At 73.1% G+C, this 22,614-nt stretch carries 23 protein-coding genes and 1 tRNA gene; 11 read left to right on the forward strand and 13 right to left on the reverse strand.

Going from position 1 to position 22,614, the window contains the following annotated elements; all coding sequences use genetic code 11:
• Window positions 1-96: 96 nt before the first annotated feature.
• On the reverse strand, window positions 97-1,602 hold the full coding sequence (locus tag JOD46_RS16195) for a S1C family serine protease (RefSeq protein WP_204395501.1): 1,506 nt from the start codon (window positions 1,600-1,602) through the stop codon (window positions 97-99).
• A gap of 147 nt (window positions 1,603-1,749) precedes the next feature.
• Between JOD46_RS16195 and JOD46_RS16200 the strand changes: the two genes are divergently transcribed.
• Complete coding sequence (locus JOD46_RS16200; RefSeq protein WP_204395502.1) at window positions 1,750-2,253, forward strand: GNAT family N-acetyltransferase; 504 nt, start codon at window positions 1,750-1,752, stop codon at window positions 2,251-2,253.
• 12 nt (window positions 2,254-2,265) lie between these two features.
• On the opposite strand, the gene JOD46_RS16205 is transcribed toward JOD46_RS16200, so the two are convergent.
• The gene (locus tag JOD46_RS16205) at window positions 2,266-2,853 is read right to left on the reverse strand and encodes an NUDIX hydrolase family protein (RefSeq protein WP_204395503.1); all 588 of its coding nucleotides are present in this window, start codon (window positions 2,851-2,853) and stop codon (window positions 2,266-2,268) included.
• A gap of 42 nt (window positions 2,854-2,895) precedes the next feature.
• Here JOD46_RS16205 and JOD46_RS16210 point away from each other — a divergent pair, with 42 nt between their 5' ends.
• Window positions 2,896-3,531, forward strand: coding sequence for an alpha/beta hydrolase (locus JOD46_RS16210; protein WP_204395504.1), 636 nt, complete (start codon window positions 2,896-2,898; stop codon window positions 3,529-3,531).
• Window positions 3,532-3,564: 33 nt separating this feature from the next.
• On the opposite strand, the gene JOD46_RS16215 is transcribed toward JOD46_RS16210, so the two are convergent.
• Window positions 3,565-3,972, reverse strand: coding sequence for a DUF5997 family protein (locus tag JOD46_RS16215; RefSeq protein WP_204396781.1), 408 nt, complete (start codon window positions 3,970-3,972; stop codon window positions 3,565-3,567).
• A 173-nt stretch (window positions 3,973-4,145) separates the two neighbouring features.
• Here JOD46_RS16215 and JOD46_RS16220 point away from each other — a divergent pair, with 173 nt between their 5' ends.
• Both JOD46_RS16220 and JOD46_RS16225 read left to right on the forward strand, forming a co-directional pair.
• Entirely contained in the window at window positions 4,146-4,787 is a 642-nt protein-coding gene (locus tag JOD46_RS16220) for a LysR family substrate-binding domain-containing protein (protein WP_204395505.1), read from the forward strand.
• Window positions 4,784-5,536 carry a glutamine amidotransferase gene (locus JOD46_RS16225; protein ID WP_204395506.1) on the forward strand — a complete coding sequence of 251 codons (753 nt, stop codon included), beginning with the start codon at window positions 4,784-4,786 and terminating at the stop codon, window positions 5,534-5,536. Before JOD46_RS16220 ends, JOD46_RS16225 begins: the two co-directional genes overlap by 4 nt.
• Before the next feature lie 59 nt (window positions 5,537-5,595).
• Here JOD46_RS16225 and JOD46_RS16230 read toward each other — a convergent pair whose 3' ends face one another.
• Window positions 5,596-5,862, reverse strand: a complete 267-nt coding sequence (locus JOD46_RS16230; protein WP_204395507.1) for a GlsB/YeaQ/YmgE family stress response membrane protein — start codon at window positions 5,860-5,862, stop codon at window positions 5,596-5,598.
• 96 nt (window positions 5,863-5,958) lie between these two features.
• Between JOD46_RS16230 and JOD46_RS16235 the strand changes: the two genes are divergently transcribed.
• On the forward strand, window positions 5,959-7,041 hold the full coding sequence (locus tag JOD46_RS16235) for a DNA polymerase IV (RefSeq protein ID WP_443588421.1): 1,083 nt from the start codon (window positions 5,959-5,961) through the stop codon (window positions 7,039-7,041).
• Window positions 7,042-7,047: 6 nt separating this feature from the next.
• Here the strand turns inward: JOD46_RS16235 and dinB are convergent, their stop codons facing one another.
• From dinB to JOD46_RS16250, 3 genes are all read right to left on the reverse strand, one after another.
• The gene (dinB, locus tag JOD46_RS16240; protein ID WP_204395508.1) at window positions 7,048-8,244 is read right to left on the reverse strand and encodes a DNA polymerase IV; all 1,197 of its coding nucleotides are present in this window, start codon (window positions 8,242-8,244) and stop codon (window positions 7,048-7,050) included.
• A 118-nt stretch (window positions 8,245-8,362) separates the two neighbouring features.
• A tRNA-Ser gene (locus tag JOD46_RS16245) sits at window positions 8,363-8,452 on the reverse strand.
• Between the two features lie 83 nt (window positions 8,453-8,535).
• A complete protein-coding gene (locus JOD46_RS16250) occupies window positions 8,536-9,741 on the reverse strand; it encodes a flavin-containing monooxygenase (protein WP_204395509.1) in 1,206 nt (401 codons plus the stop codon).
• Window positions 9,742-9,866: 125 nt separating this feature from the next.
• On the opposite strand from JOD46_RS16250, the gene JOD46_RS16255 reads away from it, so the two are divergent.
• Complete coding sequence (locus JOD46_RS16255; RefSeq protein ID WP_239562831.1) at window positions 9,867-10,730, forward strand: SGNH/GDSL hydrolase family protein; 864 nt, start codon at window positions 9,867-9,869, stop codon at window positions 10,728-10,730.
• A 10-nt stretch (window positions 10,731-10,740) separates the two neighbouring features.
• The gene (gene radA, locus JOD46_RS16260; RefSeq protein WP_204395510.1) at window positions 10,741-12,105 is read left to right on the forward strand and encodes a DNA repair protein RadA; all 1,365 of its coding nucleotides are present in this window, start codon (window positions 10,741-10,743) and stop codon (window positions 12,103-12,105) included.
• A gap of 31 nt (window positions 12,106-12,136) precedes the next feature.
• On the opposite strand, the gene JOD46_RS16265 is transcribed toward radA, so the two are convergent.
• The 4 genes from JOD46_RS16265 to JOD46_RS16280 all read right to left on the reverse strand — a co-directional run bounded on the left by JOD46_RS16265 (window position 12,137) and on the right by JOD46_RS16280 (window position 17,126).
• Complete coding sequence (locus JOD46_RS16265; protein ID WP_204395511.1) at window positions 12,137-12,574, reverse strand: dehydrogenase; 438 nt, start codon at window positions 12,572-12,574, stop codon at window positions 12,137-12,139.
• 564 nt (window positions 12,575-13,138) lie between these two features.
• The gene (locus JOD46_RS16270) at window positions 13,139-13,810 is read right to left on the reverse strand and encodes a hypothetical protein (protein ID WP_204395512.1); all 672 of its coding nucleotides are present in this window, start codon (window positions 13,808-13,810) and stop codon (window positions 13,139-13,141) included.
• Between the two features lie 73 nt (window positions 13,811-13,883).
• Window positions 13,884-14,390: an amino-acid N-acetyltransferase gene (locus tag JOD46_RS16275; RefSeq protein ID WP_204395513.1), complete on the reverse strand. Its 507-nt coding sequence runs from the start codon at window positions 14,388-14,390 to the stop codon at window positions 13,884-13,886.
• A gap of 213 nt (window positions 14,391-14,603) precedes the next feature.
• Window positions 14,604-17,126, reverse strand: a complete 2,523-nt coding sequence (locus JOD46_RS16280; protein WP_204395514.1) for an ATP-dependent Clp protease ATP-binding subunit — start codon at window positions 17,124-17,126, stop codon at window positions 14,604-14,606.
• Between the two features lie 227 nt (window positions 17,127-17,353).
• On the opposite strand from JOD46_RS16280, the gene JOD46_RS16285 reads away from it, so the two are divergent.
• From JOD46_RS16285 to JOD46_RS16295, 3 genes are read left to right on the forward strand one after another with little or no spacing between them, the layout of a single operon-like run.
• Window positions 17,354-17,980, forward strand: coding sequence for a hypothetical protein (locus JOD46_RS16285; protein WP_204395515.1), 627 nt, complete (start codon window positions 17,354-17,356; stop codon window positions 17,978-17,980).
• Window positions 17,980-18,249, forward strand: a complete 270-nt coding sequence (locus tag JOD46_RS16290) for a helix-turn-helix domain-containing protein (protein WP_204395516.1) — start codon at window positions 17,980-17,982, stop codon at window positions 18,247-18,249. Before JOD46_RS16285 ends, JOD46_RS16290 begins: the two co-directional genes overlap by 1 nt.
• A gap of 40 nt (window positions 18,250-18,289) precedes the next feature.
• On the forward strand, window positions 18,290-18,808 hold the full coding sequence (locus JOD46_RS16295) for a glycine cleavage system transcriptional repressor (protein ID WP_204395517.1): 519 nt from the start codon (window positions 18,290-18,292) through the stop codon (window positions 18,806-18,808).
• Window positions 18,809-18,837: 29 nt separating this feature from the next.
• Here the strand turns inward: JOD46_RS16295 and JOD46_RS16300 are convergent, their stop codons facing one another.
• Window positions 18,838-19,350: a hypothetical protein gene (locus JOD46_RS16300; RefSeq protein ID WP_204395518.1), complete on the reverse strand. Its 513-nt coding sequence runs from the start codon at window positions 19,348-19,350 to the stop codon at window positions 18,838-18,840.
• A gap of 72 nt (window positions 19,351-19,422) precedes the next feature.
• Here JOD46_RS16300 and JOD46_RS16305 point away from each other — a divergent pair, with 72 nt between their 5' ends.
• Window positions 19,423-20,457 carry a pirin family protein gene (locus JOD46_RS16305; protein ID WP_204395519.1) on the forward strand — a complete coding sequence of 345 codons (1,035 nt, stop codon included), beginning with the start codon at window positions 19,423-19,425 and terminating at the stop codon, window positions 20,455-20,457.
• Between the two features lie 83 nt (window positions 20,458-20,540).
• Here JOD46_RS16305 and JOD46_RS16310 read toward each other — a convergent pair whose 3' ends face one another.
• Window positions 20,541-22,604, reverse strand: a complete 2,064-nt coding sequence (locus JOD46_RS16310) for a PTS fructose transporter subunit IIABC (protein ID WP_204395520.1) — start codon at window positions 22,602-22,604, stop codon at window positions 20,541-20,543.
• Window positions 22,605-22,614 lie beyond the last annotated feature (10 nt).

Consider the following 22,614-nt stretch of genomic DNA (forward strand, 5'->3'; position numbering starts at 1 on the left):
CAGCCAGGATCGCCCAGTCGACGCGGACGCCGAGCATGACGAGCGCCGAACGGCCCCGCACCCGGAATGGGTGCGGGGCCGTTCGCGTCGGTGGGCTCAGTACGCGGCGTAGAAGCTGCCGAGCACGCGGTCGGCCGCCTCGAGGTCGGCGTCGCTGATCGCCTGGGCCGCCACCACCACGGTGTACGAGCCGCTGATGTCGTTCGCGCCCACGACCACGAAGGTCGCGCTGCCGCCGCAGCCGGTGAAGATCTCCCAGACGCCGGTGTGCAGGCCGTCGTCGTACGGCTCGCGCCCGGTCGAGGTGCAGCCCTGCTCGGCGAGGCCCTCGGTGAGCAGGTTCGCCGCGTCATCCGGCGACATGCCCGCCGCGTCCTGCGACGCGTAGACCGTCATGCCGGGCGCGCCCCAGGAGCCGGTGTAGCCGGCGAGGTCGGGCGACGCCGAGACCGACTCCCAGGTGGTGCCGTTCGCGTCGGTGACGGCGGCGCCGTCGACCCCGGTCCACGTCGAGGGCACCTCGACGCCGATGACGCCGGAGTCGTCGCTGACGGCGACGTAGTCGCCCGAGCCCGGGTCCTCGGTGCCGGTGCCGGCCACCACCGGCACGGCCGTGATGGGCTCGCCGTTGAACTGGCCGCGGTAGGTCAGCCCGTCGGCCGGGCGGTACAGCTCGACCGAGAGCGTGGCGTCCTGGCCGTGCGTGCGCAGCACGTCGCAGTACTCGGTCATGGTGCCCTCGGCGCCGAGCGAGACGCCCTCCATGCGCGTGAGCAGGTCGCCCGGCTCCACGCCGGCCTCGTCGGCCGTCGAGCCGGACTTGACCGAGTTCACCCAGATGCCGAGGCCCGTGCCGTCCTCGCCGACGAGCGCCTCGCCGTTGATGCCGAGGCTGAGCACGTCCGTGCCGTCGACCAGGTCGGAGACCACGTCGAGCACCTCGTCGCGGTGGATGGCGTAGTTGTAGTCGAGCGTGTCGTTGCCGGCGTAGTTCACGCCCACGAGCGCGCCCTCGGAGTCGACGAGCGGTCCGCCCGAGTTGCCGCCGCGGATGCGCGCGTCGTGCTCGATGACGCCGTCGATCGAGGCCCACGGCGTCTCGCCGCTCGTGACGGCCTTCGACACGATGCCCTTCGTCTCGGTGAAGGTCGGGTCGCCGAGCGGGAAGCCGGCCGCGTACACGTCGAGCGCGGTGTCGATGTCGCCCTTGCGCCAGTCGAGGAACGGGTACCCGTCGCCCTCGAGCTGCACGACCGCGAGGTCGAGGCACTCCGAGGTGCCGAGCACCTTCGCGCTCAGCTCCTTCGTGGTGTCGCCGCCACGCCACACCTTGATGGTGCCGGCGCCCGTGACGACGTGGTTGTTGGTGACGGCGAGGCCGTCGGGCGTGATGATGAAGCCGGAGCCGCGCCCCGCCGCCTCGTAGCCGCCCTCCTCGGGCGAGACGAAGGTGCCGACGGCCTCGAGCTGGATGGTCGCGGACTGGACGCCGTCGAAGCCGACGGGAGCCGGTCCGGACGGCGAGGCGACGCAGCCGGCGAGGCCGACGGCGACGGCCGTCGCGGCGACGGCAGCACTGATCCTGGTGGTGTTCGAAGTCATGCCTCCGACGGTATGGAAGGGGCCCGGGGGCGAGGCACCGGGCGCACCCTGCATGTCCGGCAGGGCAACCCTGAGCGCGGCACGGTGCCAGCCCTGAGACGCGTCACCGATTTCTCCATGTCGGGGAGGCGGGGTTAGCCTGACGGCATGAGCACCGAGGTCGTTGCCGATGTCGTCATCCGTCCCGTCCGCGATTCCGACGCGGAGGCGCTGGGCCGCGTGCACGCGCAGTGCTGGCACGAGGACTACGACACCCTCGTGAGCCGCGCCACCCTGGAGAACCTGTCGCCGCGCCGGATGGCCGAGCTCTGGACGCACTGGATGGGTCAGGGCGACGACTTCACCCACGTCGCCGCGCTCATCGACGGCGAGATCGTCGGATTCGCCGGCGCCGGTCCGGCCCGCGACGAGGAGGCGCCGCGCGAGCGCGAGCTCTACTTCATGCACCTGCGGCACGAGCACCACGGCAAGGGCATCGGGCAGAAGCTGTTCGACGCGGCGATCGGCGACGGGCCCGCCTACCTGTGGGTGCCCTCGGCCAACGAGCGGGCCGTGCACTTCTACACGCGCAACGGCCTCGTCGCCGACGGCGCCTGGCAGGACGAGCCGTTCCTCGGCGAGACCGTCCACGAGATCCGGATGGTGCGCTGACGCGCACGCCCGTCAGGGCAGCGCGCCGACCGCGGCGAGCGCTCGGCGCAGCAGCACGCCGCGCCCGCCCTCCATCTCGGCCGAGAGCGAGTCGCTCGAGGCCTCGGCGGGCGACATCCACGTGACCTCGAGCGCATCCTGGCGCGGCTCGCACGTGCCCGTGACCGGCACGACGTAGGCGAGCGAGACGGCGTGCTGCCGCTCGTCGGTGAACGGCGTGATGCCGGGCAGCGGGAAGTATTCGGCGACCGCGACGGGCACCGGGCTCGCGGGCAGCAGCGGGAACGCCATCGGGCCGAGGTCCTTCTCGAGGTGCCGGAACAGGGCGTCGCGGATGGTCTCGCCGTACATGACGCGGCCGGAGACGAGCGTGCGGGTCATCTCGCCCACCGCGTTCGCACGCAGCAGCATGCCCACCTCGGTGACCTGGCCCATGCCGTCCACCCGCACCGGGATCGCCTCGACGTAGAGCAGCGGCAGCCGCCCCCGGACCTCGGCGAGCTCGAGGTCGGAGAGCCAGCCCGGGTTCGCGGGCGGTTGGACGACGGGCTCGTCGCCGGGTTCCCAGTCGGGGTGCGGGTCGGGTGTGCGCACGGCCATGCCTCGATTCTGCCCCACGACGGCCGGGGGTACGATGCCCGGATGCGGATCGATGACGAGGCGGTGCTCTGGTCGGCCTCCCCGGCCGATCGGGCGGACCGGCCGGTGCTGGTACTGCTGCACGGCTACGGTTCGCACGAGGGCGACCTGTTCGGCCTGAGCCCGTACCTGCCGTTGCAGCCCGCGATCGCCTCGCTGCGCGCGCCGATCGCGATGGGGTGGGGGCACTCCTGGTTCCCGCTCCCGGAGCAGGCCGACGACGAACTCACGGCCGTCGACGCCGAAGCGGCCGTGACCGCGGTGCTGGAGTGGCTCGACCGCGTGGTGCCCGAGACGACCCCGGTCGGGCTGCTCGGCTTCTCGCAGGGCGGCGCGATGGCCATCGAGCTGCTGCGCCGGGCTCCGGAGCGGTTCGCGTTCGCGGTCAGCCTCGCGGGATTCGCGTTGCCTGGCGACCGCGAGGGCGACGAGCGGATGTCGCGGCTCGCGCCGCCCGTGTTCTGGGGCCGCGGCGCGGCCGACGACGTGATCCCGGCGGCCGCGATCGCGCAGACGCAGGCGTGGCTGCCCGCGCACGCCGACCTCGACCAGCGCGTGTACGAGGGGCTCGGCCATGCGGTGTCCGATCGCGAGCTCGCGGACGTCAGCGCGTTCCTGCGCGCGCGGTACGCGGCCTGACGGTCGCGTGCCCGGCCCGCTCCGCGGCGATGCTCAGACGCCCGCGCCGCCTCCGCCGCCGCCGCGCGGTTCCTCCGCGGCCCCGCGCGCCGCGCGCTCGGCGTCGCGCTCGGCGATCCGCCGCTTCTCCGCGCGCACCCCGGCCTGACGCGCCCGCTCCTCGACCAGCCACGCGGGCGGATCGGCGAGCAGCGCCTTGATCTCCGCGGTCGTGAGGGGGTCGACCACCCCCGCCCGCGCGAGGCCGGAGTTGGACACGCCGAGCTTCGCGGCGACCACGCCCTTCGGGTGCGGGCCCTCGCGGCGCAGGTCCACGAGCCACTCGGGCGGGTCGGCCTGCATCGCGGCGAGCTCCTCGCGCGTCACGGGCGAGGACTGGAACTCGTCGGGCGTGGCCTCGAGCAGGATGCCGAGCTTCTTGGCCGCCGTCTCGGGCTTCATCGACTGGGACTGGCGGCGCTTCGCATCGTTCACCCCTCCACGGTAGTCCGCTCCGGTCCTCGCCGCCCGCGCGGCAGGCCGCTACGCCCGTCCGGGGGCGTCACGCACCGACCGGACCACCTCCGGCGACGCTAGCCTGAGAGGGCCGCGCGGCGCGGCGGGAAGGGGCGGACGTGTCGTTGCGGCTGCGGTACGTCGCGGGCGTGAGCCCCGCGAAATGGCTGCGCGCGTGGGCCGAGCGCCGACCCGACCTGCCGATCGAGGCCGAGCGCGTCGACGAGCCCCACCAGCTCGACGCGCTCGTCACGGGCGAGGCCGACGTCGCGTTCGTCCGGCTCCCGATCGAGGACGAGGGCCTGCACGCGATCCCGCTCTGGGAGGAGGTCGCCGTCGCGGTCCTCCCGAAGGACCATCCGCTCGCGGCCGCCGAGGCGATCGAGCTCGCCGACCTCGCCGGGGAGCCTCCCGCGCCGGGCCAGGACGACCCGGCGATGACCGTCGAGCTCGTCGCCGCGGGCACCGGCTGGGCTGTCCTGCCCCACAGCCTGGCGCGCCTGCACCACCGCCGCGACGTGGTCGCGGTCCCCGTGACGGATGCCGCGCCGACCCGCATCGCGCTCGTCTGGCGCGTCGAGCGCGACGACGACGACATCCAGGAGTTCGTGGGCGTCGTGCGGGGCCGCACCGCGCGCAGCTCGCGCGGCGCGCAGCCGCCCGAGCCGGCACCGCCGACACCGAAGCGGGCACCGCGCCGGCCCGAGCCGCGCTCGGCGCGCGGTCGCGGCACCCGGCCCGGGAAGCGGCGCGGGCGATGAGCGGCCGCTTCCTCCTCGTCTCCGCGCGGCCCGAACTCGACGCGGTCGGCCCCGAGCGGGCCTCCGTGCTCCGCGCCACCGGGCTCGACCCGGCGCGCCTCGAGCACCTTCGCCTCGACGTCGAGCCGCTCGGCGACCGCGCGCCGCAGCAGTATGACGGCGTGGTCGTCGGCGGCAGCCCCTTCAACGTGACGACGCCCGAGGAGGCGAAGTCGCCCGTGCAGCGCCGCGTCGAGGCCGACCTCGCGCGGCTCGCCGAACGCGCGCTCGCGACCGACCACCCCGTGATGTTCACCTGCTACGGCATCGGCGTGCTCACGCGCGTGCTCGGCGGCACCGTCGACACCCTCCACGGCGAGCAGGCGTCGGCGGTGGAGATCACCCTCACCGACGAGGGCCGGGCCGACCCGGTCGTGGGCGGCCTCCCGGTGCGCTTCGACGCGCTCGTGGGGCACAAGGAGGCCACCGGTCGGCTGCCCCCGGACGCGGTGCTGCTCGCGCGGTCCGCGGGATGCCCGGTGCAGGTCTACCGGGCGGGTGCGAACGTGTACGCCACGCAGTTCCATCCCGAGGTCTCCACGGCCGACTTCATCGCGCGCGCTCAGGTCTACCGGCACCACGGGTACTTCCCCGCGCACGAGTTCGACGCGCTGAGCACGCGCGTGCGCGCGGCATCCATCACCGAGCCGCAACGCCTGCTGCGCCGTTTCGTCGAACTGGCCGAGGCGCGGGCGGGCGCCCACGCCTGACGCACCGGAGGGCCCGGCCGACACGAGGTCGGACGGGCCCTCCGGGGGCGACCGGTCGATCAGGCGGTACGCCGGCGATTGACGATGAGGCCGTAGATCAGGAGCACGACGATGGCACCGCCGATGGCGAGCAGCCACGTGCTCAGGTCCCAGAACTCCTCGAGGCCGACGCCGAACAGCACGCTGCCGAGCCACCCTCCGAGGAGGGCTCCGACGACGCCCAGCAGGAGCGTGATCAGCCATCCGCCGCCCTGCCGGCCAGGCAGGATCAGCTTCGCGATGGCACCGGCGATCAGGCCGAGGAGCAGGAATGCGAGGATACTCATGGGGGTTCTCCTTCCGTTGGCCACCACTGTCCTCCTGATCGCAATCCCCCGGCAACGGGTTGCGCCGGTGTGTCGAAACGCGCTATTCAGGGGCGCGTGAGCCGTGATCCGGCCCTTTGGGTGCTGCACGTCGACCTCGACCAGTTCATCGCCGCGGTCGAGGTGCTGCGGCGCCCCGAGCTGGCGGGGCGACCCGTGATCGTCGGCGGCCGGGGCGACCCCACCGAGCGGGCCGTGGTGTCGACCGCCTCGTACGAGGCCCGCGAGTTCGGCGTCGGCTCGGGGATGCCGCTGCGCATCGCCGCGCGCAAGGCGCCCGACGCCGTGATCCTGCCCGTCGACGCGCCCGCCTACACCGCGGCATCCGAGGAGGTCATGGCGACGCTCCGCGCGCAACCGGGTGCGATCGTGCAGGTGCTGGGCTGGGACGAGGCGTTCGTCGGCGTCGCCACCGACGACCCCGAGGCGTACGCCCGCGAGGTGCAGCGCGCCATCTTCGGGCGCACCGGGCTGCACTGCAGCGTCGGCATCGGCGACACGCTCGTGCGCGCCAAGGTCGCGACCGGGTTCGGCAAGCCCGGCGGCGTGTTCCGGCTCACGGCGTCGAACTGGCTCGAGGTGATGGGCCACCGACCGACCATCGAGCTGTGGGGCGTCGGCAGCAAGGTGTCGCGCCGGCTCGCCGCGCACGGCATCACGACCGTCGCCGAGCTCGCGCGCGCCGACCCGGCCGTGCTGGCGGCCGAGTTCGGTCCGCGGATGGGGCCCTGGTATCGGCAGCTCGGCCGCGGCGAGGGCGCCCGCGTGGTCGACGACACGCCGTGGGTCGCGCGCGGCCACAGCCGGGAGACCACCTTCCAGCAGGACCTCGCCGACCCGGCCGAGATCGACGCGGCGCTGCGCGAGCTCGTCGCGCGCGTGCTCGACGACGTCGCCGCGGAGGGCCGCCCCGTGATCGGGCTCACGCTCAAGGTGCGCTACGCCCCGTTCCTCACGAAGACCTACCAGCGGCGGATCCCCGAGACCTCCGACCGCGCCGACGTGCTCGCGAGGGTGCTCGGGCTCGCGGCCGAGCGCATCGAGCCCGGTCGCGCCATCCGGCTGCTGGGGCTGCGTGCCGAGATGCCGATGCCCGACGACGCGCGGGAGGGACACACGCCGACCCGCAGCGGATGGTGAGCGGAATCACTCGTGCTCGGGCAGCACCGGCGTCGACCAGCCCGGATCACGGCCCAGCTGCGCCGCGCGGGCGACCGAGGCAGCGCCGAACCGATCATGGACGGCATCGAGCACCGCGTCGAGTCGTGCACCCTCGCCCCAGTCGATCGGGAGCTCGGGCTGCACGGAATCGGCGCGATCCAGTTTCGAGAACGAGAGGCGGATGAGCGTGATCCCTCGCTCCGAGATCAGCGGCTGGGCGCCGGCGAGCAGCGCTCGGGCGACGGCCAGCAGCACCGCCGTACGGTCGGTCGGCGGACCCACGGTGTGCGACCGGGTCGCCCTGGTGAAGTCGCCGGATCGGAGCCGCAGCACCACCGTGCGGCACACCCGGTCGCGGTCCCGCAGGCGACGGGCCAGCCGGTCGACGATCTGCGTGAGGATGACGTCGAGTTCCTCGGGCGAGCGCGGCCGGCGGCCGAGCGCTCGCTGCGATCCGATGGATCCGCGGCGCCGGGTCGTGTCGACCGGGCGCGGATCCCGCAGCCGCGCGAGCGCGTGCAGGTGCGCGCCCGTCGCTTTGCCCAGGAGCCGCTCGGTGGCATCCGCCTCGAGTTCGGCCAGCTGCCCGACCGTGCGGATGCCGAGCCGGTGCAGCTTCTCGGCCGTGACGGCGCCGACGCCCCAGAGCCGTTCGACGGGCAGCGGGAGCAGGAACGCCTCCTCCCGGTCGGGCTCGACCACCAGGAGGCCGTCGGGCTTGCTGACCGCGCTCGCGACCTTGGCGAGGAACTTGGTGCGCGCGATCCCGACCGAGATGGGGAGCCCGACCTCAGCGCGAACCCGCTGGCGCAATCGCACCGCGATCTCCTCGGGCGTGCCCGCGATGCGCCGCAGCCCGCCGACCTCGAGGAACGCCTCGTCGATGGAGATCCCCTCGACGAGCGGCGTCGTGTCGCGGAAGATCGCGAACACCTCCTTGCTGGCCTCGGAGTAGGCGTCCATCCGGGGTGGGACCACCACGGCGTCAGGACACAGGCCGCGCGCTTCGCGGCCGCCCATCGCGGTGCGCACGCCACGCGCCTTCGCCTCGTAGCTCGCCGCGAGCACGACCCCGCCGCCGACGATGACGGGCCGCCCTCGCAGCTCGGGAGCGTCGCGCTGCTCGACCGACGCGTAGAACGCGTCGAGGTCGGCGTGCAGCACGCTCGCCTCGCCCCGCATGCCGCCTCCCTCCCCCGCGGCGGCATCGTCGCACGCACCGGCGACACCGGCTGGGACGCGGGTTCGTCGCGAACGGTCCCGGAGAAACAGAGAACCCCTGCCTCAGCAGGGGTTCTCATGGCGGTACCGGTGGGATTTGAACCCACGGTGCGCTTTCACGCACACAACTTTTCGAGAGTTGCACCTTCGGCCGCTCGGACACGGTACCGAGATCGATAGTAGACGACTCGGTCGCGAGGTTCAAAACGAGCGGATGGCGCGACGCCACGCCCGCGACGTCGCCTCGCGGTGCTACGCCGCGAGCTGCGCGGCGACCACCGCCGCGTCCTCGCCGACGCCCAGCAGCAGCGGCGACTTGCGTGAGCGCATCCACGGCACGCCGACGAAGTAGAGGCCGGGGACGACCGTGCTCGCGCCATCCCGTTGCAGGGGCAGGCCGAACTCGTCGACGACGCCCGGCAGGCCGATCCACCGGTAGTCGGGGCGGAAGCCGCAGGCCACGACCACGCTCGCGAGATCGGCCAGGCGCGGCGGCGGGGCGACGGGGATGCTGCCGGCGGGCATGCTCGGCAGCTCGGGCTCGGGCATCCCGAGGCTGCGGGCGGTCGACGCGATGAGGGCGCAGATGTACGCCCAGCCCTCATCCCCCACGGCGATGGAGTCGGCCAGGTCGTCGGCGACCACGAGGCGATCGCCGTCGAGCCCCGTGATGTGCCCCATGAGCTGCGCGCCCGCCTCGGCGAGCGTGCGCAGGTTCAGGTCGTGCCCTCCGCGCCGGCCGGTCACGAGCGGGTTCGGCCCGAGTCGCGCCGCTGGCGACGGGAGGTCGGCGGCGGTCTGCTCGAAGAAGCCAGAGTCCAGGAGCCAGTCGATGCCGTCACGACCCGCGACGCGCCGCGGCATCGCCGGCGCGCGCCCGGCGGAGAGCACCACCTCGCGGCCGGAGAGCAGCAGCTCCTCGGCGATCTGCCCGGCCGTCTGCCCACCGCCGATCACGAGCACACGCCCCTCGGGCAGCGAGTCGGGCGAGCGGTACGAGGTGGCGCCGACGACCGGCACGTGCCTCGCGAGCTCCTCGACCACCGGCGGACGGCGTTCCCGGTGGTACGCGCCCGTCGCCGCGACGACCCGCCGCGCACGCACCGGCCCGCCCTCGGTCTGCGCGACGAAGCCCTCGTCGACGACCCGCAGCGAGGACACCCCGGCGTGCTCGCGGATGGGCGCGCCGAACGACGCGGCGTACCGGCGCAGGTGCACGATGACCTGCTCGCGGGTCAGGTACCCGCCGGGGTCGTCGCCGTCGTACTCCCCGCCGGGCAGCCGGATGAGGTGGTTCGGGGTCACCAGGCAGAAGCTGTTCCAGCGCACGTACCACGCGGCGCCGGCGCGCTCGCGATCCACGACCACGTGGTCGATGCCGAGCTGCGTGAGTTCGTGGCTCATCGCGAGTCCGGCCTGTCCAGCGCCGACGACGAGCACGTCGGTGTCCGCGAGCATGGCGTCAGCGTAGGCGCGTGCACGGGGGAACGGAAGGGCCGCTGGTCCCGCCGCGACGGTGCCGCCACGAGGCATCCGGGCCGCAACCCCTCGCTCGCGGACGCGCGCTGACGTAGCGTCGAGGCATGGCCGATGAACGTTCCGCGGTCGAGTCCGCCATGACCACGCTCGTGCCGCTCGCCCTGCTCGCCGGGGTCGCGCTGGCCGCGCGCGCCGCCTGGCGGCGGTTCCGATCGCGCATCACCGAGAACAGCGTCATCCTCAACGAGACCCTGCCCGTGCACTCGAAGTGGTGGCGCGACCACGCCAAGGTGCGCGGCGAGTTGCTCTACGTCGCGCTCGGCGACAGCGCGGCGCAGGGCATCGGGGCGAGCCGGCCCGACCACAGCTACGTCGGGCTGCTCGCGCGCACCATCCGCGATACGACCCGCCGTTCGGTGCGCGTCGTGAACCTCAGCGTCTCGGGCGCGACGACCGCGCTCGCCGTGCAGGACCAGCTGCCGAAGCTCGCCAAGTACCGCCCCGACGTCATGACCGTGTCGATCGGCGCGAACGACATCGCCAAGTGGGACCAGGACGGGTTCGAGCGGAACCTCGCCGCCATCCTCGACGCGGTGCCGCCGCACGCGCTCGTCGCCGACCTGCCGTTCTTCTACTTCCCGCACAACGAGCGCAAGGTCGCGGTGGCGAACGAGATCCTCCGGCGGCTCGTCGCCGAGCGCGGGCTCCGGCTCGTGCGGCTGCATCGCGAGACCCGGCTCCGCGGGTTCCGCCGCATCTTCACGCACTTCGCGAACGACTGGTTCCACCCCAACGACCACGGCTATCGCGTGTGGGCCGACGCGTTCCGGCCCGCCCTCGTCGCGCAGCTGGTCGAGCGCTTCCCGCCCGACGCGGAGCCGGATGCCGCGACCGCGCCGGGCGGGCCGGTCGAGACGGTCCTCGGCGCACCCGTGCCGTCGACGGCGGATGTCGCCGGGCGCCCCTAGGCTCGGGGGCATGGCGAAGCCCTCCACCGCGTACCGTTGCACCGAGTGCGGGTGGAGCACCGTCAAGTGGGTCGGCCGGTGCGCCGAGTGCCAGCAGTGGGGCACGGTCGTCGAGGCCGGCACCGAGACCGGCCTCGTGCGCAGCCTCCAGCCCGTGGCGCCCTCGGCGGCGCGCGCGGCGCGACCCATCGCGCAGGTCGAGGCCGAGCTCACGGCCCACCGGCCGAGCGGCGTCGGCGAGTTCGACCGCGTGCTCGGCGGCGGCATCGTCGCGGGCGCGGCCATCCTGCTCTCGGGCGAACCGGGTGTGGGCAAGTCCACGCTGCTGCTCGAGGTCGCCGCGCGCGTGGCCGCGACCGGGCGGCGCGTGCTGTACGTCAGCGCCGAGGAGTCCACGGCCCAGGTGCGCCTGCGCGCCGGCCGCACGGGCGCGCTGCACGACGAGCTCTACCTCGCCTCCGAGACCGACCTGGCGACGATCCTCGGTCAGGTCGACGAGGTCTCCCCCGAGCTGCTCATCGTCGACTCGGTGCAGACCGTGTCGAGCTCGCTCTCCGACGGGCTGCCCGGGCAGCCCAGCCAGGTGCGCGAGGTGGCCTCCACGCTCATCCGCGTCGCGAAGGAACGCGACCTGCCGGTGCTGCTCGTCGGTCACGTCACGAAGGATGGCACGATTGCCGGTCCGCGCCTGCTCGAGCACCTCGTCGACGTCGTGTGCCAGTTCGAGGGCGACCGGCAGACCGCGCTGCGCTTCGTGCGCGCGCTCAAGAACCGCTTCGGCCCCACCGACGAGGTCGGCTGCTTCGAGATGACCGGCGACGGCATCGCCGAGGTGCCCGACCCGTCCGGGCTCTTCCTCAGCCGCTCGCGCACGGCCGTGAGCGGCACGTGCGTGACCGTCGCGCTCGAGGGCCGGCGCGCGCTGCCCGTCGAGGTGCAGGCACTCGTCGTCGGCACCAAGGCGCCCCAGCCGCGCCGCGTGGTCAACGGCGTCGACCCGTCGCGCGTCGCGATGATCATCGCGGTGCTCGAGCGGCGGGCCGGGCTTCGGCAGCTCGGCGAGCACGACGTCTACGTGTCGACGGTCGGCGGAGTGCGCCTCGTCGAACCCGCCGCCGATCTCGCGATCGCGGTCGCGATCGCGAGCGCGATGCGCGACCGTGCGGTGCCGCACGAGCTCGCCGCGGTGGGCGAGATCAGCCTCGCGGGCGAGGTGCGCCCCGTGGCATCCGCCCGTCAACGCGCCGCCGAGGCGCGGCGCCTCGGCTACACGGCGCTCCTCGACGACGAGCTCGGCAGCGTGCGCGCCGCCGTCGAACGCGCGATGATCGCCGCGACCGGCGCGCGCGAGCGCGAGCTCGACGCCGCGTTCTAGCGCCGCGTTCTCGCGCCGCGGCCTGCGACGGCTACACCTCGAGCGCCTTCCGGAGTTCGGCCGGCGACGCCTGCATCGGGTGCGGCCCGGCGATGTCGAGGAACACCGTGGTGATCGTCGACTCGTGGCGCTTCAGGAACGTCTTCAGCCACGCCGGGCTCTGCAATCCGACCGCGGGCGGCAGGTTGGCGGGCTTGTTCGCGGCATCGCTGAAGAGCAGCAGCGCGACCTCGCCCGTGTTCGGGTCCCGGTAGGTCCACACCTCGCCGCCGTCGAGCGGCTTGTCGCGGGGGCCGGGCTTGATGAGCGGCACCACCGTGTTGCCGTGCCGCAGCGCGAGCGCGACCGCGGCCATGTCCTGTCGCTCGAGCGCCTCGGCGAGCGCCTGCGACCGGAACTCCAGCGCTTCGGCGCCCTTCGACGCCCTCGATGCCTTCGAACCCTTCGCGGAACGCTTCCCACCGGCCATCCCGCCAGCCTACCGATCGCCCGCGAACCCGCCCCGCGACCACCTCCCCCACCCCACACCGCGAATCCCGAGTTCCCGCGGGTACACCCGCCCCAACCCGGGACTCGACAACGAACCCGCCCCGCGACCACCCGCCCCACCCCGCGAATCCCGCATTCCCGCGGGTACACCCGCACCAACCCGGGACTCGACAACGCGCCCGCGCCGCGACCACCCGCCCCCGCGCCGCGAATCCCGCATTCCCGCGGGTACACCCGCACCAACCCGGGACTCGGCAACGCGACCGCGCCGCGACCACCCGCCCCACCCCGCGAATCCCGCGTTCCCGCGGGTACACCCGCACCAACCCGGGACTCGGCAACCCGCCCGCGCCGCGACCACCCGCCCCACCCCGCGAATCCCGCGTTCCCGCGGGTACACCCGCACCAACCCGGGACTCGGCAACCCGCCCGCGCCGCGACCACCCGCCCCCGCGCCGCGAATCCCGCATTTCCGCGGGTACACCCGCACCAACCCGGGACTCGGCAACGCGACCGCGCGGACAGCGCCGGCCGGCGGCGCGCGTCAGTAGAGCAGGAACTGCTTCGACGTCGTCGACTCGAAGCCCGACACCGACACCGACAGGTGATATGACGCGCCGCCGCCGGGCACCGCGCTGCGCGCGTCGCCGCACGTGTCGGGCGTCGAGCGCGTGCGGTCCCAGACGATGGGCTCGCTGGAGGAGATCGGCGTGTTGGGCTCGAGCGACACCTCGGCGTCGACGGCGTCGACCTGGCAGTCGGTCGACCTCCAGTAGACGTCGTTGCCGCTCGAGATCGTGAACACCTGCGCGGCCGTCCCGGCGTTGAGCACGCAGGTGTTCGAGCCCGTGTTGATGATCGTGACCGACAGCTTGGGCTGCTCGCCGGCCGCGTACACCTCGGCGTCGGTCACCGCCTCGACGACGACCTGCCCGTCCGTGCAGTCGGCGCCGTCCTCGGCGGGCTCCTCGGGCGCTGCCGGCGCCGGGGACTCCGACGACGGCGCCTCGGCGGCCGGCGCGCCGGATGCCGCGGGGCTCGGCGACGCCGACGGCAGCGTGGTCTGCGACACCTCGTCGCCCTGGCTCGCTCCGGGCCGCACGATCACGAGCACGATCGCGACGATGACCGCGACGAGGCCGAGCAGCACCATGAGCCGGCGCCGCCGGTACACGGATGCGGGCAGGCGCCCGGGCGCGGGTCGGTTCGACGTCATGCGCTCAGGCTACGACCGGCGCCTCGCCGGACCCGGTCGGCACCGCGGCGCGCCGGGAGGCGGTGAGGAACACTCAGAGCATTTTCAGCATGCGCGTGTTGCCGAGGGTGTTCTGCTTCACGCGCGCGAGGTCGAGGAACTCGGCCACGCCCTCGTCGTGCGAGCGCACGAGCTCGGCGTACACCTCGGGGTCCACGGTCTCGCCGCCCATGTCCTGGAACCCGTGCCGGCCGAAGAAGCCGACCTCGAACGTGAGGCAGAACAGTCGGCTCAAGCCGAGCTCGCGCGCATCCTCCTCGAGCGCGTCGAGCAGCGCGTGCCCGACGCCGTGCCCGAGCCAGTCGTCGCGCACGGCGAGCGTGCGCACCTCGCCGAGGTCCTCCCACATCACGTGCAGCGCGCCGCAGCCGACGACCTCGCCGTCGTCGGACTCGGCCACCCGGAACTCCTGGACCGCCCCGTAGAGGTCGACGCGTTCCTTGCCGAGCAGGATGCGCCGGGCCACGAGCGGTTCCACGAGGTCGAGGATCGTCGGCACGTCGTGCGTGCGCGCACGGCGCACGAGGAAGGGCTGGGCCATCCGCTCATCGTATTGCCCACGGCGCACGCCGCCCAGCGCGCCTCCGCGTGCGCCGCGGGCCTGCTCCGGGGGTCGTTCCGCGACATCCGCCGTCGTGCGCCGGCCCGCCGATGGCGCGAATCGACCCCCGCGAGCAGGCAGCCGCCCCGACAGAGACGACGAGGGGGCGGATGCCGCGGCATCCGCCCCCTCGGGTCGAACCGGTCGTGCGGGTTACTGCCCCGCCGCCAGGTCGGGCGTGGCCGGCCCGGTGCCGATCGCGGCGCCGGTGTTGACGCCCACGCCGACGGGCAGCGCCCGCTGGGTCGTGGTGAACACGAACTCGCCGTCCTTGAAGTCGACGTGCACGTGGTCGCCCGAGTTGAGCTCGCCGTGCAGGATCTTCTCCGAGAGGCGGTCCTCGACCTCGTGCTGCACCGCGCGGCGCAGCGGGCGGGCGCCGAGCGCCGGGTCGAACCCGACCTCGATGAGCCGCTCCTTGGCCGCGGTGGTGAGCTCGACGGTCATGTCGCGGTCGAGCATGCGCTCGCCCAGGCGCTTGATGAACAGGTCGACGATCTGCAGCAGCTCCTCCTTGCTGAGCTGCGGGAAGACGATGATCTCGTCGACGCGGTTGAGGAACTCGGGCTTGAAGTGCTTCTTCAGCTCCTCGTTCACCTTCGCGCGCATGAGGTCGTAGCCCGTGCGGGTGTCGCCTTCGATCTGGAAGCCGACGGGGCCGCCCGAGATGTCCTTCGTGCCGAGGTTGGTCGTCATGATGATGACGGTGTTCTTGAAGTCGACGACCCGGCCCTGGCCATCCGTCAACCGGCCCTCCTCCAGGATCTGGAGGAGCGAGTTGAAGATGTCGGGGTGAGCCTTCTCGATCTCGTCGAAGAGCACGACCGAGAACGGCTTGCGGCGCACCTTCTCGGTGAGCTGGCCGCCCTCCTCGAAGCCGACGAAGCCGGGAGGGGCGCCGAAGAGGCGCGAGACCGTGTGCTTCTCGCCGTACTCCGACATGTCGAGCGAGATCATCGCCGACTCGTCGTCGAAGAGGAACTCCGCGAGCGCCTTCGCGAGCTCGGTCTTGCCGACGCCCGTGGGGCCGGCGAAGATGAACGAGCCCGAGGGACGCTTCGGGTCCTTGAGGCCGGCGCGCGTGCGGCGGATCGTCTTCGACAGGGCGGAGATCGCCTCCTCCTGGCCGATGACGCGCTCGTGCAGCGCCTTCTCCATGAAGACGAGTCGCGACGACTCCTCTTCGGTCAGCTTGAAGACGGGGATGCCGGTGGCCTGCGCGAGCACCTCGGCGATCAGGCCCTCGTCGACGACCGCGGTCGTCTTGACCTCGCCCGACTTCCACTGCTTCTCGAGGCGGAGGCGCTCGCCGAGCAGGGTCTTCTCCTCGTCGCGAAGCGACGCGGCCTTCTCGAAGTCCTGCTCCTCGATCGCGGTCTCCTTGGCGGCGCGGACGACGGCGATCTTCTCGTCGAACTCGCGCAGCTCGGGCGGCGACGACAGGATCGACAGGCGCAGGCGGGCGCCCGCCTCGTCGATCAGGTCGATGGCCTTGTCGGGCAGGAACCGATCGCTGATGTAGCGGTCGGCGAGGTTCGCGGCGGCGACGATCGCGCCATCCGTGATCGAGACCTTGTGGTGCGCCTCGTAACGGTCGCGGAGCCCCTTGAGGATGTTGATCGCGTGCGGGAGCGACGGCTCGGCGACCTGGATCGGCTGGAAGCGGCGCTCGAGCGCGGCATCCTTCTCGAAGTGCTTGCGGTACTCGTCGAGCGTGGTCGCGCCGATGGTCTGCAGCTCGCCGCGCGCGAGCAGCGGCTTGAGGATCGAGGCGGCGTCGATCGCGCCCTCGGCGGCGCCCGCACCCACGAGGGTGTGGATCTCGTCGATGAAGACGATGATGTCGCCGCGCGTGCGGATCTCCTTGGTGACCTTCTTCAGGCGCTCCTCGAAGTCGCCGCGGTAGCGCGAGCCGGCGATGAGCGAGCCGAGGTCGAGCGAGTAGAGCTGCTTGTCCTTGAGCGTCTCGGGCACCTCGCCCTTGACGATCGCCTGCGCGAGGCCCTCGACGACCGCGGTCTTGCCGACGCCGGGCTCGCCGATGAGCACGGGGTTGTTCTTGGAGCGGCGCGAGAGGATCTGCATGACCCGCTCGATCTCCTTCTCGCGGCCGATCACGGGGTCGAGCTTCGACTCGCGGGCAGCCTGCGTGAGGTTGCGGCCGAACTGGTCGAGGATCTGCGATCCGCCCTGGGCCTGCTGCTGCTCGGTCGCGCCGACCTGCACCTGCTCCTTGCCCTGGTAGCCGGAGAGGAGCTGGATGACCTGCTGGCGCACGCGGTTGAGGTCGGCGCCGAGCTTGACGAGCACCTGCGCGGCGACGCCCTCGCCCTCGCGGATGAGCCCGAGGAGGATGTGCTCGGTGCCGATGTAGTTGTGGCCGAGCTGCAGGGCCTCGCGCAGCGAGAGCTCGAGCACCTTCTTGGCGCGCGGCGTGAACGGGATGTGCCCGGTCGGCTGCTGCTGGCCCTGTCCGATGATGTCCTGCACCTGCTCGCGCACGGCGTCGAGCGAGATCCCGAGGGACTCGAGCGCCTTGGCGGCCACGCCCTCACCCTCGTGGATGAGGCCGAGCAGGATGTGCTCGGTGCCGATGTAGTTGTGGTTGAGCATCTTGGCCTCTTCTTGGGCCAGGACGACGACACGTCGGGCGCGGTCGGTGAATCTCTCGAACATCATCAACTCCTCACGGCGCCGGGTAGGGGCGTCGATACAACAACGGTAACGACCGCGATCGCGCGGCGGGTGCGTGTTCGCCGTGGGCGCATCGCTGCCGGGGCGCGCTTCGTCATGCGAGCCGGGCGGATGTCGCGAGCCCCCGGGATGCCGATTGACAGCGACGCGCGGCATCCGTAGCTTATCGAATATCGTTGTTATCGTTCTTCGATATGAAAGGCAACTCCATGGACCCGAACTCCGTCACCGCAACACGCCTCCCCTCGCGCGCCGACACCGTCGGCATCTGGGCCTTCATGGTCGCCGGCACCGGCATCGTCGCCTGGGCGGTGGTCGGCGCCGTCCTGCGGATCACGGACGCGCTCTCCTCCCCCGAGGTCCGCGTGCTCGCCGAGTTCGCCGGAACGCCCGCCGAAGCGCCGATCGGCCCCGGCGGTGCGCCCGTCGCGATCGAGCTCGACCGCGCGTTCCTCTTCACCGACGAACTGCCCGGCCCGTCGCTCGTGGCGCTCGTGCTCTCGGAGATCGCGTTCGCGGTCAGCGTCGCCGCCGTGGTGGCATGCCTGCTCCTGCTGAGCGCGTCCACCCTGCGCGGCCGGGTGTTCAGCCGGCGCAACACGCGCCTCGTCGCCACGGCCGGCACGGCCGGCCTGGTCGGTGCGGCCGCGGTGCCGTTCCTCGCCAACATGGTCGCCAACGGCGCGTTCGCGCGCATCTCCGACGGCGAGTTCGACAACGTGCTGATGTCCGTCGACCTCATGCCGTTCGTCCTCGCCGCCTTCGTGGTCGCGATCATCACGACGGCCTTCGCCGTCGGCGAGCGCCTGCAGCGCGACACCGAGGGCCTCGTCTGATGGCGCCGGCCGAGCCCGATGACGCGCACGACGTGCACTGCCGCCTCGACGAGCTCCTCGCCGCGCGCGGGATGACCCTGACGAGGCTCGCCGAGCTCGTCGGCGTGAGCGTGGTGAACCTCAGCGTGCTGAAGAACGATCGCGCGCGCGCCATCCGGTTCTCGACGCTGCAGGCGATCTGCCGTGCCCTCGACTGCGAGATCGGCGAGCTGCTGGTGCTGCGACGAACGGATGACCCGGGGGCCGCGTCGGAGGCGACGGCCCGCTGACCGCCTCGACGCACCGGCCCGCGCGTGGTTGGATGCACGCATGCCCAGACTCGTGCTGACCGTCATCGGAGACGACCGCGCAGGCCTCGTCGAGGCCCTCGCCGACGCCGTGAACGCCCACGGCGGCAACTGGGAGCAGAGCCAGATGGCCGAGCTCGCCGGCCAGTTCGCGGGGATCGTCGTGGTGACGGTGCCGGCCGAGCGGGCCGACGAGCTGCGCGAGGCGCTCGACGGGCTCGAGGGGCTGCTCGAGGTCGCGGCGCACCCGGGCTCCGAGGAGCCGGCGGGGGCCGACCACTGGCGTCGCCTGCGCATCGACCTCGTCGGCAGCGACCGGCCGGGCATCGTGCACGACGTGTCGGCCGTGCTCGCGCGTCACGGGCTCAGCATCGAGACCATCACGACCGAGCGCCGCGACGCGCCCATGTCGGGCGGCATCCTCTTCGAGGCGCACATCGCGGTGCGCGTGCCCCCGGGCGGCGACCCCGCCGACGTGCGGCAGGACCTCGAGCAGGTCGCGAGCGAGCTGTTCGTCGACCTCACGGTCGGGCAGGAGTAGGGCGCCCGGGCCGTCGGCCGGCTCCGGCGCTACTTGATCGGCACCGTGACGACCGCGTCGCCGACGGTGACCTCGAGCGGCTCGGTCGTCGTCACGTCGTAGGGCGTCGAGAATACCGTCGTGTGGGGCACGAAGTCGGCCGTGCACGGGCCATCCTCGGGCTCGGGCAGCACGGCCTCGACGGCGTTGCCCTCGCCCGCCGGCGCGGTCACGCGGAGGTCGGTCGACACGACGGGGCAGGTCGACGAGCCCCAGATGGTGATCGCGAGCCGGCCGCCGTCCTGGAGGTACTGCACGTAGGGCTCGTCTCCGGTCGGCTCGGGGACCTCCTCGGCCGAGCCCTGCTCGGTCTCATCCTCGGTCTCGCCACCCTGGTCGGTGTTCTCGGCCTCGCCCGCGGCCTCCTGCTCCTCGTCGAGCACCGGGAGGCCCGCGAAGTCCTCGACCGGACCCGACCCGGGCGCGCAGCCCGCGAGCAGGAGCGTCGCGGCGACGGCGACGGTGGTGAACAGGAGGCGGCGGACGTCTGCGTGCGGGGCCATGTGCGACATGCTAGCCCGCGGCATCCGCTCAGGGCAGGATGTCGCGCCGCGACCCGCGCGTAGGATGCGGGAATGAGCAACCTCGAGCGCGACCCCGTCGAACTGCTCTGCCCGCCCGAGACGCCGCACGGCCCGGCCGTGCAGGTGCTCGAGTTCCGCGAGGTGCCGCTCGGCGGGCCGCGCGCGATGCCGGTGCGGCGCACCCTCCCGCAGCGCGGGCGCACGACCATCGGCGCGTGGTGCTTCGCCGACCACTACGGGCCCGACGACGTGTCGGACACGGGCGGCATGGTCGTGCCGCCGCACCCCCACACGGGCCTGCAGACCGTGAGCTGGCTGTTCGAGGGCGAGATCGAGCACCGCGACTCGACCGGCAGCCACGAGCTCGTGCGCCCCGGCGGGGTGAACCTGATGACCGCCGGTCGCGGCATCTCGCACTCCGAGGTCTCGACCGCCGCGACGACGCGACTGCACGGCGTGCAGCTGTGGGTCGCGCTGCCCGAGGCCTCCCGGCACGTCGCGCCGTTCTTCGAGCACGCCGACACGACGCCGTTCCGGCTGGGCGACGCCACGGTGCGCGTCTTCGTGGGCGAGCTCGCGGGCGAGGGCGAGTCCGCCGCGTCGGCCGAGACGACGGATGCCGCGTCCGCGGCGGTCACCGTCTTCTCGCCGCTGCTCGGGGCCCAGGTCGACCTGCCCGCGGGCGGCACGGTCGACGTGCCGCTCGACCCGCGCTTCGAACACGGCGTGCTCGTCGACGCCGGACCCGCGCACGTCGAAGTCGCCGGGGCAGGTGCCGCGACCGAGGTTGCGTGGTCGAACCTGGCCTACCTCGAGCCGGGGCACGCGAGCCTGCGGCTGCGCGCCGACGCCGACCCCGTGCGCGTGGTGCTGCTCGGCGGCGTGCCGTTCGGCGAGGAGCTCGTGATGTGGTGGAACTTCATCGGACGCTCGCACGACGAGGTGGTCGAGTTCCGGCGCCGTTGGCAGTCCGACGTGATCGACCGAAACGACCCCGACGGGCCGTTCGGCACCGTGGCGGGCTACGACGGGCGCCCGCTGCCCGCGCCCGAGCTGCCGACGGTGCGGCTGAAGCCGCGGCGGTGAGGCGCGCGCCGCGACATCCGCAGACGCGCCGACGGCCGGTGCCCAGGAGGGAGCACCGGCCGCCGGGGTGATCGCGTGGCCGATCAGGCCACGGCCACCTCAGGCGCACCCACCGCCTGCTCTTCCCGCACCGGGCGCCGGTGGGCCCAGCGCTTGAGTGCGATGACCACCAGGGCACCGACCACCGAGCCGGCGATGATCGCGAGGACGAACCAGAGCAGGTTGCCGATCGCGAAGAACACGAAGATGCCGCCGTGGGGCGCCTGCGACGTCACGTCCATGCCCATGCAGATCGCGCCGGCCACGGCACCGCCGATGACGGTCGCCGGGATGACCCGGAAGATGTCGGCCGCCGCGAACGGGATCGCACCCTCCGAGATGAACGCCGCACCGAGCAGCCACGCGGCCTTGCCGTTCTCGCGCTCGACCGGGGTGAACAGCCGGCGATCGATCACGGTCGCGAGGGCCATGGCGAGCGGCGGGACCATCCCGGCGGCCATGACCGCGGCCATGATCGCCCACGGCGCCTGGTTGTCGGGCGAGCCCGCACCGAGGCCGGCGACCGCGAACGCGTAGGCGACCTTGTTGACCGGACCGCCGAGGTCGAAGCCCATCATCGCGCCGAGGATGAGGCCGAGCAGCACCGCGCCGGCACCCGAGAGGCTCGACAGCCAGTCGTTGAGCGCGGTCGAGAACGCCGAGATCGGTCCGGCGAGCACGACGATCATGAGGCCGGAGGCCACGATCGACGCGAGCAGCGGGATGATCACGACCGGCATCAGGCCCTTGAGCCAGCGCGGCACGTCGAGTCGCGCGAGCATGAGCGCGATCCATCCGGCGAGCAGGCCGCCCACGAGGCCGCCGATGAAGCCGGCGCCCATGAGCCCCGCGACCGAGCCCGCGACGAAGCCGGGCGCGATGCCCGGGCGGTCCGCGATGGCGTAGGCGATGTAGCCGGCCAGCGCCGGCACGAGGAAGCCCATCGAGATCGCGCCGATCGAGAAGAACACGGCGCCGAGGTAGATGCCCAGGCCGCCCTCGGGGAGGTTCCAGAGCGCGTTGGTCGTGACGATCTCGGTCGCGTTCTCGGTGATGTCGTACCCGCCGAGGAGGAACCCGAGCGCGATGAGCAGACCACCGCCCGCGACGAACGGGATCATGTAGCTGACGCCGGTGAGCAGCACGCGCTTGATCTTCTGGCCGAAGTGCTCGTGCGCCACCGCGGCCGCCGCACTCTCGGCGGCGGCGTCGCCCGCGACGCGCGGTGCCGCCGGGTCGTCGATCGCGGCGACGGCCTCGCGGATCATCTCGGCGGGGTGGTCGATGCCGCGCTTGACCGGTCCGGCCACGACGGGCTTGCCGGCGAACCGGGACTTGTCGCGCACGTCGACGTCGACCGCGAAGATGACGGCGTCGGCCCGCTCGATGACGGACGGCGCGACCGGGGTCGCTCCCGCCGAGCCCTGGGTCTCGACGTGCAGCTCGACCCCCGCCTCATCGCCCGCCTTGGCGAGCGCGTCGGCGGCCATGTACGTGTGGGCGATGCCCGTGGGGCACGCGGTGACGGCGATGATCACGGGCTTGCCCGTGTGGTGCGCGGCAGCGGGCGCGGTCGCGGTCGCGGTCCCGCCGGACGCAGCGGTGGCGGCCGCCGTCGCGCCGGTCGCCGCGGCCGCGGCCGCCGCGGGAGCGGGCTCGGGCGCGAGCGCGGCCTCGACGTGCGCGACGAACGTCGCGGCGTCGGGCGCCGATCGCAGCGACGCGACGAAGTCGTCCTTGATGAGCGAGCGCGCGAGCGTCGAGAGCACCGCGAGGTGGTCCTGCGTCGAGGCGGTCGGCACCGCGATGAGGAACACGAGGTCGGCGGGCCCGTCGAACGAGCCGAAGTCGACCCCCTCGGGCAGGCGCGCCGCCGCGAGCGTCGGACGCGTGACCGCGTCGGACTTGGCGTGCGGGATGGCGATGCCGCCGGGCACCCCCGTGGAGTCCTTCTCCTCGCGGGCCCATGCGTCGGCGAAGAGCGCCTCCGCGTCGGTGGCGCGGCCGGCCGCGACGACGCGCTCGGCGAGCGCGCGGATCACGTCGGCCTTGTCGGCGCCGAGCGGCGCGTCGAGGCTCACGAGCCCCTGGTCGATGACGTCGGACATCGGATTCCCT

Origin of the sequence: Agromyces aurantiacus, from assembly GCF_016907355.1 — a bacterium.
Lineage (GTDB): Bacteria > Actinomycetota > Actinomycetes > Actinomycetales > Microbacteriaceae > Agromyces > Agromyces aurantiacus.

Coding starts and splice junctions, on each gene's coding strand:
- JOD46_RS16300 (WP_204395518.1), bottom strand. CDS start 19,350: ATGGCCCCGCACGCAGACGTCCGCCGCCTCCTGTTCACCACCGTCGCC.
- JOD46_RS16275 (WP_204395513.1), bottom strand. CDS start 14,390: ATGGCCCAGCCCTTCCTCGTGCGCCGTGCGCGCACGCACGACGTGCCG.
- JOD46_RS16250 (WP_204395509.1), bottom strand. CDS start 9,741: ATGCTCGCGGACACCGACGTGCTCGTCGTCGGCGCTGGACAGGCCGGA.
- JOD46_RS16225 (WP_204395506.1), top strand. CDS start 4,784: ATGAGCGGCCGCTTCCTCCTCGTCTCCGCGCGGCCCGAACTCGACGCG.
- JOD46_RS16270 (WP_204395512.1), bottom strand. CDS start 13,810: ATGACGTCGAACCGACCCGCGCCCGGGCGCCTGCCCGCATCCGTGTAC.
- radA (WP_204395510.1), top strand. CDS start 10,741: ATGGCGAAGCCCTCCACCGCGTACCGTTGCACCGAGTGCGGGTGGAGC.
- JOD46_RS16215 (WP_204396781.1), bottom strand. CDS start 3,972: ATGAAGCCCGAGACGGCGGCCAAGAAGCTCGGCATCCTGCTCGAGGCC.
- JOD46_RS16290 (WP_204395516.1), top strand. CDS start 17,980: ATGGCGCCGGCCGAGCCCGATGACGCGCACGACGTGCACTGCCGCCTC.
- JOD46_RS16305 (WP_204395519.1), top strand. CDS start 19,423: ATGAGCAACCTCGAGCGCGACCCCGTCGAACTGCTCTGCCCGCCCGAG.
- JOD46_RS16285 (WP_204395515.1), top strand. CDS start 17,354: ATGGACCCGAACTCCGTCACCGCAACACGCCTCCCCTCGCGCGCCGAC.
- JOD46_RS16310 (WP_204395520.1), bottom strand. CDS start 22,604: ATGTCCGACGTCATCGACCAGGGGCTCGTGAGCCTCGACGCGCCGCTC.
- JOD46_RS16230 (WP_204395507.1), bottom strand. CDS start 5,862: ATGAGTATCCTCGCATTCCTGCTCCTCGGCCTGATCGCCGGTGCCATC.
- JOD46_RS16280 (WP_204395514.1), bottom strand. CDS start 17,126: ATGTTCGAGAGATTCACCGACCGCGCCCGACGTGTCGTCGTCCTGGCC.
- JOD46_RS16265 (WP_204395511.1), bottom strand. CDS start 12,574: ATGGCCGGTGGGAAGCGTTCCGCGAAGGGTTCGAAGGCATCGAGGGCG.
- JOD46_RS16255 (WP_239562831.1), top strand. CDS start 9,867: ATGGCCGATGAACGTTCCGCGGTCGAGTCCGCCATGACCACGCTCGTG.
- JOD46_RS16295 (WP_204395517.1), top strand. CDS start 18,290: ATGCCCAGACTCGTGCTGACCGTCATCGGAGACGACCGCGCAGGCCTC.
- JOD46_RS16200 (WP_204395502.1), top strand. CDS start 1,750: ATGAGCACCGAGGTCGTTGCCGATGTCGTCATCCGTCCCGTCCGCGAT.
- JOD46_RS16210 (WP_204395504.1), top strand. CDS start 2,896: ATGCGGATCGATGACGAGGCGGTGCTCTGGTCGGCCTCCCCGGCCGAT.
- dinB (WP_204395508.1), bottom strand. CDS start 8,244: ATGCGGGGCGAGGCGAGCGTGCTGCACGCCGACCTCGACGCGTTCTAC.
- JOD46_RS16205 (WP_204395503.1), bottom strand. CDS start 2,853: ATGGCCGTGCGCACACCCGACCCGCACCCCGACTGGGAACCCGGCGAC.
- JOD46_RS16195 (WP_204395501.1), bottom strand. CDS start 1,602: ATGACTTCGAACACCACCAGGATCAGTGCTGCCGTCGCCGCGACGGCC.